This window comes from Spirillospora sp. NPDC047418, from assembly GCF_040643275.1.
Taxonomy (GTDB): Bacteria; Actinomycetota; Actinomycetes; order Streptosporangiales; family Streptosporangiaceae; genus Spirillospora.
In genome coordinates, this window is sequence record NZ_JBEYTW010000088.1 from 1 (window position 1) to 15,861 (window position 15,861).

Genomic DNA, 15,861 nt, shown 5'->3' on the forward strand with positions numbered 1-15,861 from the left:
ACGCCGTCGCCGTCGGGCAGCCGGACGTCCAGCACCGCCACGTCGGGACGGGCGGCCGGGATGCGGGCGAGGGCGTGCTCGGCGGTGCCGGCCTCCCCGACGATCTCGATGTCGTCCTCGGCCGACAGCAGCGCGGCCACCCCGCGGCGGACGACCTCGTGATCGTCCAGCAGGAACACCCGGATGGTCCCGGCGGCATCGGTCCTGGCGGCATCGCCGGTCATGGCATCGTCCTTCGCCCCTCGTCGCTGACGGTATGGACGCTACCCGCCGGCCGTGCGGCATCACATCACCGGACGTCCCGCCGTCCGGAGGACCAAGGTCCCGAACCGGGCATCGCGCGGCCGGGCGGGGACGCCGGGGCCCGCGGGCCCCGGCGGAGGTCCCGCGGCCAAGGGCCCTTCGGCCCTGTGTCGCCGATCACTTCGGCGGTGAGATGGAGGGGCGCGAACACTTCGAGACACGATCGGGGGCGAACCCGGTGAGCACCACGACCGCGGCCGACCTGGCACGCGAGCCCTTCCTGCGCGGGATGCGGACCGCGGACCTGGCGAGGCTGGCGAGCACCGCCCGCGCCGCCGACTTCCCGGCGGGCCGCCGGATCATCGCCGAGTCGGACCCGGCCGAGAGGTTCTGGCTGATCCGGGCGGGCACGGTGGCCCTCGACCTCCGCGTGCCCGAGCGCGGGACGGTCGTCGTCGACACGTTCGGGCCCGGCGCCGCCCTCGGCTGGTCCTGGCTGTTCCGCCCCTACCGGTGGCGCTTCGGCGCGACGGCGCTGGCGGACGTGCGGGCCGTCGAGTTCGACGGCCGGCTGATCCGCACGCTCTGCGCGGTCGACCCGGCGCTCGGCTACGAGCTGACCCGCCGCTTCACCGAACTCGTCGTCGACCGGCTCCAGGTCGCGCAGACGCGGCTCCTGGAGGTCCCCCTCCCGGTGCCGGCGCCGCGGCCGTGACGGGTCAGCCGGGCACGATCACGGCGCGCCCGGTGAGCCGGCCCGCCTCCATCTCCCGGTAGGCGTCCAGCGCCCGGTCCAGCGGGTACTCGGTGACGTCGGGCCGCAGCAGGCCCCGCGCCGCCAGGTCGAGCACCTCCGCCAGCTCCGGCCGCGTCCCCCAGTAGGTGGTCTGCAGCGACACCTCGTACGGGACGGAGAAGAACGACACCGGCAGCGTGCCGCCGCCGATGCCCACGATCGTGACGTCGCCGAGCATCCGCGCCGAGGCCGCGGCCGTGGCGAGGGTCGGGTCCGCGCCGACGAAGTCGAGGACGACGTCGGCGCCGCGCCCGCCGGTCGCGTCCCGGATCGCCTGGACGGTCCCCTCGTCGGACGGGAGGGCGAGGTCGGCGCCGTGCTCGACCGCGTTCCGGCGGGCCTCCTCCCGCAGGTCGACGGCGATGACCCGCGCCGCCGTGGTGGCCTTGAGGATCTGCACCCCCACATGGCCGAGCCCGCCCGTCCCGATCACGACGGCGGTCGCGCCCGGCGGCAGCTTCGCCCACGACCGGCGGACGGCGTGGTACGGGGTGAGGCCGGCGTCGGTCAGCGGCGCCGCCGCCACCGGGTCGAGCCCGTCCGGCAGCGGTACGAGGAACCGGGCGCTCGGGACCAGCAGGAACTCGGCCATCCCGCCGTCCAGCCCGAGCCCGCCGCCGCCCCCGGGCACCGGCGCCTCCGCCGGGTTCTCGCAGTAGTTCTCCGTCCCGGCCCGGCACCGCGCGCAGATCCCGCAGCCCCACGGCCCGTACACCGCCACCGGCTGCCCGACATCCAGGCCGCGCACACCGTCGCCGAGGGCGTGGACCCAGCCCGCGTTCTCGTGCCCGAGCGTGAACGGCGGCCCCCAGGGCACCGCCCCGCTCTCGAAGTCGCGCATCAGGTGCAGGTCCGAGTGGCAGGCCCCCGCCCCGCCGACCTTGACGACGACCTGCCCCGGCCCCGGCTCGGGGTCGGCGACCTCGACCAGTTCCGGGTCGGACTTCCAATCCAGCAAGCGCAGTGCCCGCATGACCCCTCCCCACAGAAGCGCCCGTCGCCCCCCGCGTACCCACAAACCCGGCGGCTCCACCAGGGAGCCCGCGTCACGCGGGGCGGTCGGGCGGCGGGCCGGTGCTGGCGCGGGGGGTGAGGCGGGCGGCCTCGTCCTGGTAGCCGGCGATGGTGTCGCCGTCGAGCAGGGACAGCAGCGTGCGCGCGGCGTGCGCGCCGTAGGCCGGGATGTCGCGGGTGAGGGCGGTCAGCGCTGGACGGACGACACGGGAGAACGGCGAGTCGTCCCAGGCGACGATCGAGAAGTCGGCGGGGACGTTCAGCCGCATCTCCTGCGCCACCGACAGCCCGGCCACCGCCATGATGTCGTTGTCGTAGACGATCGCGGTCGGCGGAGTCGGGGAGCTGATGACGCGGCGGGTGGCGCGCGCCCCCTCCTCGCCCGTGTAGTCGGTGTGGACGATGGGGTGCCCGGTGATGCCGAGCTCTTCGCACACCGCGGTGAAGGCGTCGTCGCGCAGCCGCGTGTGGACGAGCCGGGGCAGCCCGGCGACGCGGGCGATCCGGCGGTGCCCCAGCGCGTACAGGTAGGAGACGGTCTCGCGGATCGCCTCGGCGTCGTCGGACCAGACCGCGGTGAGACCGCCGGCGGCGTCCGGATGGCCGACGACCACCGCGGGCATGTCGAGGGTGCGCAGCTCGCCGACGCGCTCGTCGTCGAGGTGCAGGTCGACCACGATCACCCCGTCGACGCGGCGCTCGCCCCACCAGCGCTGATAGGTCTCGATCTCCCTGGCGTGGTCGTCCACGACCTGGAGCGTGAGGGCGAACGAGTGCGGGGACAGCACGCTCTCGATGCCGCTGACCAGCTCCATGAAGAACGGCTCGATCGCGAGGGTGCGGGCGGGCCGGGCGAGCGCGAGGCCGACGCTGCGGGCCCGCGCCCCGTTGAGCGCCTTGGCCGCGCTGTTCGGGCGCCACCCGATCTCGGTCGCGATCTGCTTGATCAGTGCGCGGGTCTCGGCGGAGACGCCGGGACGGTCGTTCAGCGCGTACGAGACGGCGACCTTCGAAACCCCGGCGCGCTCGGCGATGTCCGCGATGGTCGGCCTTCTCACAACACCCCTGGCTGAACCGGTTACTGAATCGGACACCTCAGCCTACTACGGGCCTCGACGGCCGGACGCTGCGCTCACGGCTCGCTCGCGGCTCTTGACGGATCTCGTGCATCGGGCATAGCGTCCACCGCACTTACCCGGTTAAGAGTCGCCCGCCCGAGAGCGAGGGGGACCCGCGCCCATGCACCCGCTGACCAGTGTCGTCAAGAACTACGCCTGGGGCTCGCGGTCCGCGCTGGCGGCGCTCGCGGGACGCCCGGTGCCCAGTGAGCGGCCGGAGGCCGAGATGTGGCTGGGCGCCCACCCGGCCGGGTCCGCCGAGATCGCGGCCACCGGGCGCCCCCTCGCCGACCACATCGCCGAGGAACCGGCGCGGTGGCTGGGTGAGGAGGCGCTCCGGTCGTTCGGCCCGAAGCTCCCCTACCTGATGAAGCTGATCGCCGTCGCCGAGCCGCTGTCGCTCCAGGTCCATCCGAGTGCCGAGCAGGCCGCAGACGGGCATCGGCGAGCCGTCTACGGCGACCCGTGGCCCAAGCCCGAGCTCATCTACGCGCTGACCCCGTTCACCGCGCTGGCCGGATTCCGCCCGGGGGAGGAGAGCGCCCGGCTGCTGAGCGCCGTCGGCGTTCCCGTCGCCGTCCGGGCGGCGCGCCTGCTGGCCGCCGGATCGGCGACCGACGCGCTCCGGTGCCTGCTGGAGCACCCCGATCCCCTCCGGGAGGCCGTCGAAGCCGCGATGACACTCGACGGGCCGGACTACCGGCTGGTCGGGGAACTCGCCGAGCGGCATCCGGGCGACCCCGCGTGCCTCGCCCCGCTGCTGCTCCGCCGGCACGACCTGGCGCCGGGGGGCGCGCTCTTCCTCGGCGCGGGGGTGCTGCACTCCTACCTGTCCGGGCTGGGCGTCGAGATCATGGCCGCCTCGGACAACGTCGTGCGGGCGGGGCTGACCTCGAAGCCGGTCGACGTGCCGGAACTGCTGCGCGTCGTGGACCCGCGTGCCGCGCCGCGGCCCGTCGAGGCCGACTCCGCCGGTGTCCTGCGGGTGCCGAGCCCGTTCTTCCGGCTGCGGCGACTGAACGTCGATGGGTGCGTGGAAGTCGCCGCGGGGTCGCCCCGCATCCTGTTCTGCGTCGAGGGGACGGTAGGTCCGCCTCGGCTCGGGCCTCTGGACGCCGCCTTCGTCCCGGCCGCGGAGCCGCTGTGCGTCGCGGGCAAGGGGACGGTCTTCGTCGCCGAGCCCGGAGGCGACCCGCCGGAAACATGAAACGAGTGGAACAAGTCTTGAAACTTAACCAGTTAATCCCTGCTGAAGGTGAGGATGTACAGCGCATGAGAACCCACCCCCCGCTCCGCCGGAGGCGCCTCCCGCTCTGGTGGGCCGCGCTCGTGGCGGCGGCCCTCGTCGCGAGCGGCCTGTTCGCCCTGACCGGGCCCGCCTCCGCCGCACCGGCCGGCTTCGCCTCCCGCTGCGGCGTCCACTTCTGCCTGAACGGCAAGCCCTACTACTTCGCGGGCGCGAACACCTACGACCTGTTCACCTACGGCAGCGGCTCGGGCGACACCGAGACGCAGTACATGGACAAGGCCCGCATCGACGCCCACATGGCGAACCTCCAGGCCGACAAGGTCCAGGTCCTGCGGACGTGGATGTTCAGCCACGAGAGCTGGCACGGCTTCGAGACCGCCGAGGGCGTCTACAACGACCAGCAGTTCGCGCTGTTCGACTACGTGCTGAAGTCGGCCGCCGACCACGGCATCAAGGTCGTCCCGGTCTTCGAGAACTACTGGGAGGCGTACGGCGGCATCGACACCCGGCTGCAATGGGAAGGGCTGAGCGGCGGCCACCCCGCCCGCGCGGCCTTCTTCGACGAGACGCGCTGCCCCGGCTGCTTCACGTCCTACAAGAACTACGTCGGCCACGCGCTCAACCGCACCAACCACTACACGGGCGTCAAGTACAAGGACGACCCCACGATCTTCGCCTGGGAGCTCATGAACGAGCCCCGCTACCAGGACCAGAGTTCCGCCGAGAACGTCAACGGCACCACCCTGCGCAAGTGGGTGGACGAGATGGGCGCCTTCGTGAAGGGCATCGACGCCAACCACATGCTCGGCGCCGGGATCGAAGGCCACGGCACCAAGTACGGTTTCGGCGGCGACGAGGGCAACCCGTTCGTCTACATCCACGAGTCGCCCTACATCGACTACACCACCGCCCACCCGTATCCGACCGAGTCATGGGCGAACCTCAGCCTCGACCAGACCAAGGCGCTCATCCGGGCCTGGATCAGCGACTCCCATGACGTGGTCGGCAAGCCGTTCTACATGTCCGAGTTCAACGTCCACAACGTCGACCGGACGCTCTGGTGGAACGGGATCTTCACGGACTTCGAGGCCGCGGGCGGCGACGGCACCGGCTTCTGGTGGTACCAGGACCACGCGGTGGACGGGAAGTTCGGCGTCTCCAAGGGCGCCCCCGAACTGGCCGCCTTCCGCGCCCACGCCGACCGCCAGGCCGCCAAGAGCGGCTCCGACACCGGCACCCCGACACCCACGCCGACCCCGACCCCGACGACGCCCACGCCGACCCCCACACCCACGGCCGGATCGTGCTCGGTCGCGTACCGGCTGGACGACTGGGGCGCCACCTTCAACGGCAACGTCACCATCAAGAACACCGGAACGACCGGGATCAACGGCTGGACCCTCACGTTCTCCTTCCCCGCGAACCAGCAGGTGACCAACGCCTGGAACGCCAAGCTGACCCAGAGCGGCAAGGAGGTCACCGCGGTCGATGAGTCCTGGACGGCGGCCATCCCGGCCGGCGGATCGGTGAGCTTCGGCTTCAGCGGGGCGTCCACCGCCGGTACCAACGGCACTCCCGCCGCCTTCACCCTCAACGGCACCACCTGCGCGAAGGGCTGAGCCCGCCCCCCGCGCGCGCCCGTCCCGCTCCTCGCCTCCCCACGACCGGGGAGCGGGATGTGCGGCCACCCCGACCAGCAGAGGAAGTGACGCTTGACCAAGCAGAGCACATCGCTGAACCGGGATTGGACGGTCCGGCTCGTGGACGGCCCCGCGCCGCCCGGCCAGGCCGACCGGCTGAAGGAGACCGTCCCCGCCACGGTGCCCGGTTGCGTCCATGCGGACCTGCTCGACGCGGGACTGATCCCCGACCCCTACCTCGACCGCAACGAATTGGACGTCGCATGGGTCGGGCGCTCCGGCTGGCGGTACGACCGCGAGCTTCCCGCCGTCCCCGAAGGATTCGAGCGCACCGATCTGGTCTTCGAGGGGCTCGACACCGTGGCGACGGTCGTCCTCGACGGCCGGGAACTGGGCAGCACCCGCAACATGCACCGCACCTACCGGTTCGACGTGACCGGCATGGTGGGCCCGGGAAGTGAGCTTTCGGTCCGGTTCGCGTCGGCGTACTCCGAGGCGGAGGCAGTCCGCGAGTTGCTCGGCCCCCGTCCGAGCGCCTACCCCGAGCCGTTCAACTTCGTGCGCAAGATGGCGTGCGGCTTCGGCTGGGACTGGGGACCGACCCTGGTCACCGCCGGCATCTGGCGTCCGGTCCGGCTGGAGAGCTGGAACACCGCGCGGTTCGCTCAGGTCCGTCCTCTCGTGACCGTTTCGCCCGACGGCGACGGCCGGCTGGAAGCCCACCTGTCGGTCGAGCGCACGGAAGCCGGCCTGGACGCCGAGCTGCATGCGACCGTCACCATCGCGGGCGTGCGCACGCAGGTGGCCGTCCCGCCGGGACGGAGTGAGGCGACGGCGGTGGCCGCCGTGCCCGAGCCCCGGACGTGGTGGCCGCTGGGCCAGGGCGACCAGCCGCTGTACGACTGCGAGATCGTCCTGACGGACGCGTCCGGCACCGTCCTAGACACCTGGACCAGGCGGATCGGCTTCCGGAACGTCGAGCTGCACAGCGTCCCCGACGCGCACGGCACGTCCTTCACCCTGAAGGTCAACGGCCGGGCGGTCTTCGCGCGGGGCGTCAACTGGATCCCCGACGACGCCCTCCCCGCGCGCATCACACCGCGGCGCTACCGCCACCGCCTCCAGCAGGCCGCCGATGCGGGCGTCAACCTGGTCCGCGTGTGGGGCGGAGGCCTCTACGAGGACGCCGCCTTCTATGACATCTGCGACGAACTGGGCCTGATGGTCTGGCAGGACTTCCCGTTCGCCTGCGCCGCCTACCCCGAGGAGCAGCCGCTGCGCGGCGAGGTCGACGCCGAGGCCCGCGAGAACGTGGTGCGCCTCGCCCCGCACCCGAGCCTCGTCCTGTGGAACGGCAACAACGAGAACCTCTGGGGCTTCCGCGACTGGGACTGGGAGGAGCCCCTCGCCGGGAGCAGTTGGGGCGAGGGCTACTACCTCGGCATGCTGCCCCGCATCGTCGCCGAACTCGACCCGACCCGTCCCTACACGGCCGGCAGCCCGTGGTCCGGGTCCTGGCGGCGCCATCCGAACGACCCCGCGCATGGCACCTCGCACTTCTGGGAGGTCTGGAACCGGCTCGACCACACCGCGTACCTGACCGAGGTCCCGCGCTTCGCCGCCGAGTTCGGCTGGCAGGCCCCGGCGGCGTACGCGACGATCCGCGAGGCGCTGCCGGACGAGGACCTCGCGCCCGACTCGCCCGGAATGCTCCACCACCAGAAGGCGGAGGACGGCAACGGCAAACTCGGCCGCGGCCTCGCCCACCACTACGCGGCCCCGGAGACCTTCGACGCCTGGCACTACCTCACCCAGGTCAACCAGGCCCGCGCGATCGCCACGGGCATCGCGCACTGGCGGTCGCACTGGCCGGTCTGCGCCGGGACGGTCGTCTGGCAGCTCAACGACTGCTGGCCGGTCACGTCGTGGGCCGCGATCGACGGCGCGGGACGTCCGAAACCGCTCTACTTCGAGCTGCGCCGCCTGTACGCCGACCGGCTGCTCAGCCTCCAGCGCCGGGACGGCGTCCTGCTGGTCGCGGTGGACAACCAGTCGGCCGAACCGTGGGAGTCGTCGGTGTCCGTGCGGCGCATGGCGTCGGGCGGGACGGTCCTCGCCGAGGCCGGCATCCCGTTCAAGGCGGCGCCCCGAGAGGTGGTGCTGCTTCCGCTGGACGACGGCGTCGCGCACTTCGATGATCGGACGCACGAGCTGATCGTGATCGACGCGGACGGCCTCCGCGACATGCTCCTCGGCTGTGAGGACCGCGACTTCGCCTTTCCCGCCCCGGACATCGCCCTCGACCTGGTCGAACGTGACGGCGCGCTCGACGTCGTCATCACCGCCGGGTCGTTCCTGCGCGACCTCCTCCTGCAGGCCGACCGGCTCGGTCCGCAGGCCGTCGCCGACCGCGGCCTGATCACCCTGCTGCCGGGCGAGACCGCCACCATCGCGGTGACCGGCCTCGCGGCGGCCTCCGATGGTGCCGCCCCCGTGTCTCCGGAGGCGGTCGGCTCAGCCCTGTTCTGCGTCAATTCCGTCCAGCCGGCCCGCAACCGACCCGCATGTGACCAACCGAAGAGCGAAGGCCTCACGGCGGCCCCGAGGGCCCCGGAGACAGGAGATGGGAGATGGTGAAGATGGGCAGAGGAGCGCTCACCGCGGCGCTCGCCGCACTGGCGATGGCGGCCGCGGCCTGCGGCGGCACCGGTGGAGGTGCGTCCACCGCCAAGCGGACCGCGGACCCGGCGAACGTCACCGGCGACATCACCGTGCTGACCCAGCGGACCGACCTCCAGGAGGACGGCACGCTGCGCGAGTACGCCGACGAATTCAAGAAGACCTACCCGAAGGTCAACGTGAAGTTCGAGGCCCTCACCGATTACGAGGGCGAGGTGAAGATCCGGATGAACACCGAGAACTACGGTGACGTCCTGCTCATCCCGGCCGCCGTCGCGAAGGGCGATTACCCGAAGTTCTTCGCCTCGCTCGGAACCAGCGCGGAGCTGTCCAAGAAGTACAAGTTCACCTCCGCAAGCGAGGTGAACGGCAAGGTGTACGGAATCGTGTCGTTCGCCGCCGCGAACGGCTTCATCTACAACAAGGACGTCTGGAAGAAGGCCGGCGTCACCGACTGGCCGAAGACGCCCGACGAGTTCCTCGCCGACCTCGGCGCCGTGAAGGGCAAGACGAGCGCGACGCCGCTCTACACGAACTACAAGGACAGTTGGCCGCTGACGGCGTGGACGAACGTCCTCGGTTCGGTCACCTGCGACCCGCAGGCGAAGAACAAGCTCGCCACCGAAGACCCCTGGGCGGCGGGCACGGACCTGAACGCCGGCGACTCGCTGCTCTTCGAAGCGGTCGAGAACAAGCTCACCGAGGCCGACCCGACCACGACGAACTGGGAGGAGTCGAAGGGCCGCTTCGCCAAGGGCGAGATCGCGGCGATGTGGCTCGGCTCCTGGGCGATCCCGCAGATGCAGGACGCCGCGACGAAGGCGAAGGCCGACCCCGGGGCGGTCGGCTTCATGCCCTTCCCGGCCCAGGTGAACGGCAAGTTCTGCGCGGCGCTCGCCCCCGACTACCGGTACGCGATCAACACGCACTCCGAGCACAAGGAGGCGGCCCGCGCCTGGCTCGACTGGATGGTCGACAAGTCCGGCTTCGCGGCCCTCAACCAGGGCGTCTCCCCGGTCGTCGGCGACCCGCTCCCCTCCGCGCTCAAGCCCTACCAGGACGCCGGCGTCCAGCTCATCGACCTGGACCAGAAGGACGTCGCGCAGGTCAACGCCATCGACAGGGCCGCCGAGGTCGGCCTGGACGCCCCCGACTACCGCAAGCACCTCGTCGACGTCGCGCGGGGCGCGGCCAAGGGCGACCTGAACGGGGAGTTCGCCGACCTGTCGAAGAAGTGGAAGGACGGCCGGCAGAGCGCCGGCTGAGAGGTCCCGCCCGCCCCATGACAGAGGAAGACGGGATATGACCCGGTCATTGACCCCCTGGACGTTCCTGCTCGTCCCGCTGGCGTTCCTGGTGGCGTTCTCCTACGTGCCGATCGTCAACATGTTCGTCTACAGCTTCACCGACTGGGACGGCATCAGCCCGGACTACACCTTCACCGGACTCGACAACTACGTCGACATCTTCACCCGCCGGGAACTGTTCGCGGTCTTCCTGACCAGCGTCTACTACCTGGGCGCCTCGGTCGTCCAGATCGTCCTCGCGCTGTACTTCGCGACCGTCCTCAGCTTCAACCTGAGGTTCCGCAACCTGTTCAAGGGCATCATCTTCTTCCCGTACCTCATCAACGGCGTCGCGATCGGGTTCGTGTTCCTGTACTTCTTCCAGCCAGGCGGGACGTTCGACACATTCCTGCGCGCCTTCGGAATCGGCGGCGACCACCTGTGGCTCGGTGACCCCGACCTGGTGAACTACTCGCTCGCCGGGGTGTCGGTGTGGCGTTATCTCGGCCTGAACTTCGTACTGTTCCTCGGCGGCATCCAGTCGATCCCGAGCGACCTCTACGAGCAGGCCGAGATCGACGGCGCGTCCCGCTGGCAGGTGTTCCGGCACATCGTCGCGCCGCTGCTGCGGCCCCTCATCGGGCTCAGCACGATCCTCGCGGTGTCCGGTTCCCTGTCGGTGTTCGAGATCCCGTACATCATGACCGGCGGCGCCGGGAACAGCGAGACGTTCGTCATCCAGACCGTGAAACTCGCCTTCCAGTTCAACAAGACCGGGCTGGCCTCGGCCGCCGCCGTCGTGCTGCTGCTCCTGGTCCTGCTGGTGACCTGGGTGCAGCGCCGGCTCGTGCCCGACGAGAGGACGGACATCGCATGACCGCCTCCGAGCCGCGCTCACGGCGGCTTTCCCTCCGGTCGGCGGCGGCCGTCTACACCTCGCTGCTCGCGGCGGCCGTCGTCGTGATCCTGCCGCTGACCGTGGTGCTGTTCACGTCGATGAAGACGCCGGAGGAGCTCGCGTCCGGGGAGAGCGTCCTCGCGCCGCCGGACGACTGGTTCGACTTCGGCAACTACGCGACGGCCTTCGAGCGCGGCCACATCGCGCAAGCCCTGCTGAACACCACGATCATCCTCGTCGTCTCGGTGACGGGGACGGTGTTCATCGGGTCGATGGCGGCGTACGCGATCGACCGTTTCCGGTTCCGATTCCGGAAACTGGTGCTCGGGATGTTCCTGTTCGCGACGCTGGTGCCGAGCATCACCACGCAGGTGACCACCTTCCAGGTGATCGACCGGATGGGCCTCTTCAACACCCGGCTGGCGCCCATCGCCCTCTACATGGGCACCGACATCATCGCGATCTACATTTTCCTGCAGTTCATCAGGAGCATCCCGATCTCGGTGGACGAGGCCGCCCGCCTCGACGGGGCGTCGTACTTCACCATCTACCGCCGGATCATCCTGCCGCTGATGAGGCCCGCGATCGCCACCGTCGTCATCGTCAAGGGGATCACCGTCTACAACGACTTCTACATTCCGTTCCTCTACATGCCCGACTCGAACCTCGGGACGATGTCGACCGCGCTGTTCCGGTTCAAGGGGCCGTCCGGTGCGCACTGGGAGCAGATCTCGGCCGGCACGATCCTCGTCATCATCCCGACCCTCGTGGTGTTCCTCGCGCTGCAGCGCTTCATCTACGGCGGCCTCACCAAGGGCACCGGCAAGTGAGCGGCTTCCCCGGCCTCACGGCACGCGTTCGCCCGAGGCCGGGGACGCGGGGTACAGCAGGGCCGGGAGGGGGATGTCGAGGATCGTGCTGAGGGCCTCCAGGGTGTCGGGGTCGAAGCGGCATTCGGACGCGGCCGGCGGCAGGTCGGCCGCCGTGTACGGGCGGCCGGTGCGGATGGTCAGGGCGTCGGCCAGTGCGCCGGGCGCCAGGCCGCGCGTCTCGGCCCACCAGGCGATGTTGGCGGCCACGTTCTCGTTCATGGTGCGCGGCCGCCCGGCGTCCCGGGGGACGGGTGCCGGACGCGGCTTGCGCCGGCGGGTCAGCAGCGGAAGCGGGACGAGCAGCGCACCGAGCAGGGGCAGCGCCCATGGATAGCTGGCCGTGTGGGCGGTGAAGGCGATCGGCTCGTCCAGCCCGCCGATCTCGCCCCGCACGGTGTAGCGGCCGAACGCCGGTGCGGTCAGGCTGAAGGGGATGTCGTAGGTGCGTTCCTGGCCGGGGTTCAGCGAGCCCAGGGCGGGCGCGGTGACCAGGTCGGCGGGTTCCGGCCCGCGTCCCAGGGCCAGCGACAGCGGGAGGTCGGTGAGGGCGGTCGTCCCCTCGTTGCGCAGGGTGACCCGCAGGGTGCGGCCGGCGCCGCCGCCGAGCCATCCGTCCGTGAAGCCGCCGCCGCGCACCGAGACGCTCGTCGCGGACAGACGCCGGGTGCCGCCGGTGCTGGTAGCGGCGGGCCGCTCGGACGCCGCCAGCGTCGGCACGCCCGACACCTTGATCGGCACGGTGCGCGGAGCACCGCCGGTGACGGGACGGACCGCGATCACGCAGGGGCAGCCGACCGGCGGCTTGGCGACGTTGAGTATGACGGCGGTGGTCCTGCCCTCGCCCGCGTAGGTGCTCGCGGACGACGCCACGGCGCAGTCGGCGGTGCCGCGCCGCGCCTCGTTCCCGCACAACTCGACGAGGAGGTTGCCCGGTGCGAAACCCGACAGGCGGACGGTTACGGTCTGGCCGGGCTTGACCGTCGTCCGGTCGAGGTCGATCGCGGGTGCGGCGTGGGCGGGGGAGGCGAGCAGCGGCGTGAACGCGAGGGCGGCGACAGCCGCGAGTCCGAGGATCCTCATCGGGCGGCCCTCGGACGGCGGCGCCGCGCGTACACGACGCCGGCGATGAGCACGACGACCGCGCCCACGCCCAGCCAGGGCACGTGCCAGAGAGACGCCTTGCGGCTGACGGGACGCGCCGCCACGGGCCTGCCGCTCTGCGGATCGGTGAGGGACAGCCTGACCGAGGTGGTCAGCGGCCCGGCCGGAGGCACACCGGTGATCCGCTCGGTGAACGTGTAGCTGGTGCCGGGCAGCAGCTCGGGGATGCGGCGGGAGACCTGCTCGCCGAGCGGCACACCGAACGGTCCCTGGGCGCCGATCCTGGCGAGCGCGGTCATCCGCAGGTTCCCGGTGTTGCGGACGGTGTAGGTGACGTCCATCCGGCCGTTGCCGACGAGCGGGGCGTCGTAGCCGGTGCGCAGCGCGGAGACCTGGAGGGACGGCGCGAGCGGCCCGGCGGCCCGCAGGTAGACGCGCGCGGCGACCCGCCGGTCGACGTTGACCCGCTGCCCCTGGGTGGTGGTCTGCTGCTGGGTGAGGGACGCGATGATGCCGCCGCCGTGGTCGCCGGGCGTGACGTCGTGCGGCACCTTGAGCGTGAACGGCACCTGCACGGTCTTGCCCGCCTTGACGGTGTACGAGCCGCGCTCGACGGCCACCCACTTCCCGACGCCGGTCGCGGTCTTGTCGGCGGTGAGGAGGGTGAACGAGCCGTCGGCGGTGTTGAACGCGTCGGTGGCGTACACCCGGAACGTCTGCGGCCGGTCGCTCAGGTTCGAGATGGACACCTTGTCCCTGATGGTCTGGCCGGGGGAGACGGAGTAGACGAAGTAGTCGCGTCCGCTGGGACCCTTCGGGCCGGCGGGCCGCACCGCCCACGTCATGCCGCCCGGGTCGCCCGGAGCGGCCGGGGCGCCCGGGGCTGCCGTCGCCGGCGCGGGCGCGGTGAGGAGAACGGCCGTCAGGACGGCACCGCCCGCGAGAGCGGCCTTGCTGGTCATGGTGGGGCTCCGCCGGTGAGGTCGGGGGGTGGCGCCGTGGAGGGGCACGGCACCACCCGGGGGAGTGGGGTCAGGACAGGGTCAGCGTGAGCGTGCCCGTGTACGAGCCGGGGGTGACGCCGGCCGGGACGAGCAGGTCGAGCCCGGCGCCGGCCGCGAAGACGCCGCCGCTGGTGCCGGCCGCGGACGTGGCGAGGGTCTGCGCGGCGTCCAGCCCGCGGACCTGCGGGCCGGGCGTGACGGTGGCGCCGGAGCCGTCCTCGACGACCGCCGCGTTCGGCGTCCACGCCAGGTTCGCGGCGGGGATGGTGCCGCCCTCGGCCGAGGTGAGGTCGCCCATCTGGCCGACGAGGTTCCAGCCCGCGTCGGTGCCGCGCGCGTCGGTGACGGTCGCCTTGTGGAGCGCGCCCGTCGCGGTGCCGCCGGGGGCGGCGTCGGTGAGGGCCACGTCGGTGCCGGCCATCGACATGCTGAGCGCGCCGGTCCGGGTGACGTTCGCGGTGATGCGCTGGTCGCCGCTGCCGCCCTCACCCGGGTCGCCCGGGTTCTCACCGGGGTCCTCGCCGCCCGGGTCGGGGTTCTCGCCGCCCACGAAGGTGACCGGGACCGCCGTGTCCTGGCTGCGGTCGGGCGACCCGTGCGCGGCCAGCGTCAGGATGTAGCACTGGGTGACGAGGCAGTCGACGTTCTTGCCGTCCCCGTCGGTGTACTGCGCCTTGATGCCGCTGAGGGTGAGGTCGAAGGTGCCGTCGGTGTTCATCTTGGCCTGGCCGGCGCTGCCGGACGCGTTCTTGTGCACCCACTTGGTGGCCTGGAACGCGTTGGCGTTGAGGTACCAGTCGTCGCCGCTCTTCGGCCCGAACGCCACGTAGACGCCGAAGCCGTTGTTCTTGTTCGGGTCGAATCCGCTGCCGGTGACGGTGATGTCCTGGCCGGCGGGGTCCGCGCCGGTCGTCGGCGTGACGGTGGTGGACGGGCCGGCGGCGAGGGCGGGCGCCGCCGCGAGGCCGAGCCCGAGCAGGGCGGTCGTGCCGAGGACGGCGGCCCGGCGCGACGTCCGGCCGAGAGGGGATCTCATACGTTCTCCTGGTTGCAGGGGGGCACCGGCGCGGGATGCGCCGGAGATCGGAGGTCGCCGGAGGCGAGGTCAGGGGCGGCGGCGGGCGAGGCGCCGGACCGCGAGCGCGGCGGCGGCGACGGCGCCGACCGCGAGCCAGAACGGCCAGGGCGACCGCGCGGGCGCACCGGCGGCCGTCTCCCGGAACGGCTCGACGGCCAGCGGGGTCGCCGAGCCGGCGAGGGACGCCTGCGGTGCCCCGGCGGCCGGCGCGGGCGTGCCCGAAGCGGCGGAAGGCGGGGTCGCAGGACCGGCCGTCGTCCCACCACCGGAGCCGGACGTGGAGCCGGAGGCGGGGCGGCCCGCGCCGGAATCCGTGCCGCTCGGGCGGGAACCGCGAAACGACATCGGGACGAACGCGTCCTGGCTGCGGTCGGGTACGCCGTGCGCGGCGAACGCCATCACGGAGCAGCCGGTCGCGGCGCAGTCGACGGCCCGTCCGTCGCCGTCGGTGTACTTGGCCTTCACCGTGAGCGTGACCGAGAACGTTCCGGCGGCCGTCATCCGCGCCTGGCCACCGCCGCCGCCCTTCGGGTGCACCCACACCGCGGACGCGAACGCGTTGGCGTTGCGGTGGAAGTCGGCCCGGCGCGGCCCGAAGACGACGTACACGCCGAACCCGTTGTTGCGGGCGGCGTCGAACCCGGAGCCGGAGACCGTCACCGACTGGCCGGCCGGCGCGAGGTTCGCCGTCTGGGAGACGCGCAGCGCCGCCGCGTGCGCCGGCGCGGCGACCGCGACCAGGCCGACGCCCGCCGCGACCAGGCTCACGCCCGCCGCGGCGGCCGAACCGACGATGCGCTGACACCGGCTCACGCAGATTGCTCCTTAGGTAAGGCTTGCCTAAAAGATGTTAGGTGAGGCTAAGTTAAGGTAAAGATCGCCC

General features: G+C 72.0%; 14 protein-coding genes. 7 read left to right on the forward strand and 7 right to left on the reverse strand.

Annotated features, from left to right (window positions below; all coding sequences use genetic code 11):
- Window positions 1-224, reverse strand: a 224-nt coding sequence (locus ABZ806_RS35710) for a response regulator transcription factor (RefSeq protein WP_500222178.1), incomplete at its 3' end; no start/stop codon positions are given.
- Between the two features lie 257 nt (window positions 225-481).
- Here ABZ806_RS35710 and ABZ806_RS35715 point away from each other — a divergent pair.
- Window positions 482-958: a cyclic nucleotide-binding domain-containing protein gene (locus tag ABZ806_RS35715; protein WP_500222181.1), complete on the forward strand. Its 477-nt coding sequence runs from the start codon at window positions 482-484 to the stop codon at window positions 956-958.
- Window positions 959-962: 4 nt separating this feature from the next.
- On the opposite strand, the gene ABZ806_RS35720 is transcribed toward ABZ806_RS35715, so the two are convergent.
- The gene (locus ABZ806_RS35720) at window positions 963-2,012 is read right to left on the reverse strand and encodes an NAD(P)-dependent alcohol dehydrogenase (protein WP_500222183.1); all 1,050 of its coding nucleotides are present in this window, start codon (window positions 2,010-2,012) and stop codon (window positions 963-965) included.
- 73 nt (window positions 2,013-2,085) lie between these two features.
- Window positions 2,086-3,111, reverse strand: coding sequence for a LacI family DNA-binding transcriptional regulator (locus tag ABZ806_RS35725; RefSeq protein WP_500222185.1), 1,026 nt, complete (start codon window positions 3,109-3,111; stop codon window positions 2,086-2,088).
- A 181-nt stretch (window positions 3,112-3,292) separates the two neighbouring features.
- On the opposite strand from ABZ806_RS35725, the gene manA reads away from it, so the two are divergent.
- The 6 genes from manA to ABZ806_RS35755 all read left to right on the forward strand — a co-directional run bounded on the left by manA (window position 3,293) and on the right by ABZ806_RS35755 (window position 11,753).
- The gene (manA, locus tag ABZ806_RS35730) at window positions 3,293-4,378 is read left to right on the forward strand and encodes a mannose-6-phosphate isomerase, class I (protein ID WP_500222187.1); all 1,086 of its coding nucleotides are present in this window, start codon (window positions 3,293-3,295) and stop codon (window positions 4,376-4,378) included.
- A 65-nt stretch (window positions 4,379-4,443) separates the two neighbouring features.
- Window positions 4,444-6,039 (forward strand): cellulose binding domain-containing protein, encoded by a 1,596-nt coding sequence (locus tag ABZ806_RS35735; protein ID WP_500222189.1) that lies wholly within the window; start codon window positions 4,444-4,446, stop codon window positions 6,037-6,039.
- A gap of 93 nt (window positions 6,040-6,132) precedes the next feature.
- Entirely contained in the window at window positions 6,133-8,697 is a 2,565-nt protein-coding gene (locus tag ABZ806_RS35740) for a glycoside hydrolase family 2 protein (RefSeq protein ID WP_500222191.1), read from the forward strand.
- A complete protein-coding gene (locus tag ABZ806_RS35745) occupies window positions 8,691-10,004 on the forward strand; it encodes an ABC transporter substrate-binding protein (RefSeq protein ID WP_500222194.1) in 1,314 nt (437 codons plus the stop codon). The genes ABZ806_RS35740 and ABZ806_RS35745 overlap by 7 nt, the downstream gene beginning before the upstream one ends.
- Before the next feature lie 37 nt (window positions 10,005-10,041).
- Window positions 10,042-10,902 carry a carbohydrate ABC transporter permease gene (locus tag ABZ806_RS35750; protein ID WP_500222197.1) on the forward strand — a complete coding sequence of 287 codons (861 nt, stop codon included), beginning with the start codon at window positions 10,042-10,044 and terminating at the stop codon, window positions 10,900-10,902.
- Window positions 10,899-11,753: a carbohydrate ABC transporter permease gene (locus ABZ806_RS35755; RefSeq protein ID WP_500222199.1), complete on the forward strand. Its 855-nt coding sequence runs from the start codon at window positions 10,899-10,901 to the stop codon at window positions 11,751-11,753. Before ABZ806_RS35750 ends, ABZ806_RS35755 begins: the two co-directional genes overlap by 4 nt.
- 15 nt (window positions 11,754-11,768) lie before the next feature.
- Here ABZ806_RS35755 and ABZ806_RS35760 read toward each other — a convergent pair whose 3' ends face one another.
- The 4 genes from ABZ806_RS35760 to ABZ806_RS35775 all read right to left on the reverse strand — a co-directional run bounded on the left by ABZ806_RS35760 (window position 11,769) and on the right by ABZ806_RS35775 (window position 15,791).
- On the reverse strand, window positions 11,769-12,875 hold the full coding sequence (locus ABZ806_RS35760) for a hypothetical protein (RefSeq protein ID WP_500222201.1): 1,107 nt from the start codon (window positions 12,873-12,875) through the stop codon (window positions 11,769-11,771).
- Complete coding sequence (locus ABZ806_RS35765; protein WP_500222204.1) at window positions 12,872-13,858, reverse strand: WxL protein peptidoglycan domain-containing protein; 987 nt, start codon at window positions 13,856-13,858, stop codon at window positions 12,872-12,874. The genes ABZ806_RS35760 and ABZ806_RS35765 overlap by 4 nt, the downstream gene beginning before the upstream one ends.
- Window positions 13,859-13,928: 70 nt before the next feature.
- On the reverse strand, window positions 13,929-14,936 hold the full coding sequence (locus tag ABZ806_RS35770; RefSeq protein ID WP_500222207.1) for a WxL domain-containing protein: 1,008 nt from the start codon (window positions 14,934-14,936) through the stop codon (window positions 13,929-13,931).
- 69 nt (window positions 14,937-15,005) lie between these two features.
- A complete protein-coding gene (locus tag ABZ806_RS35775; protein WP_500222210.1) occupies window positions 15,006-15,791 on the reverse strand; it encodes a neocarzinostatin apoprotein domain-containing protein in 786 nt (261 codons plus the stop codon).
- Between the last annotated feature and the right edge of the window lie 70 nt (window positions 15,792-15,861).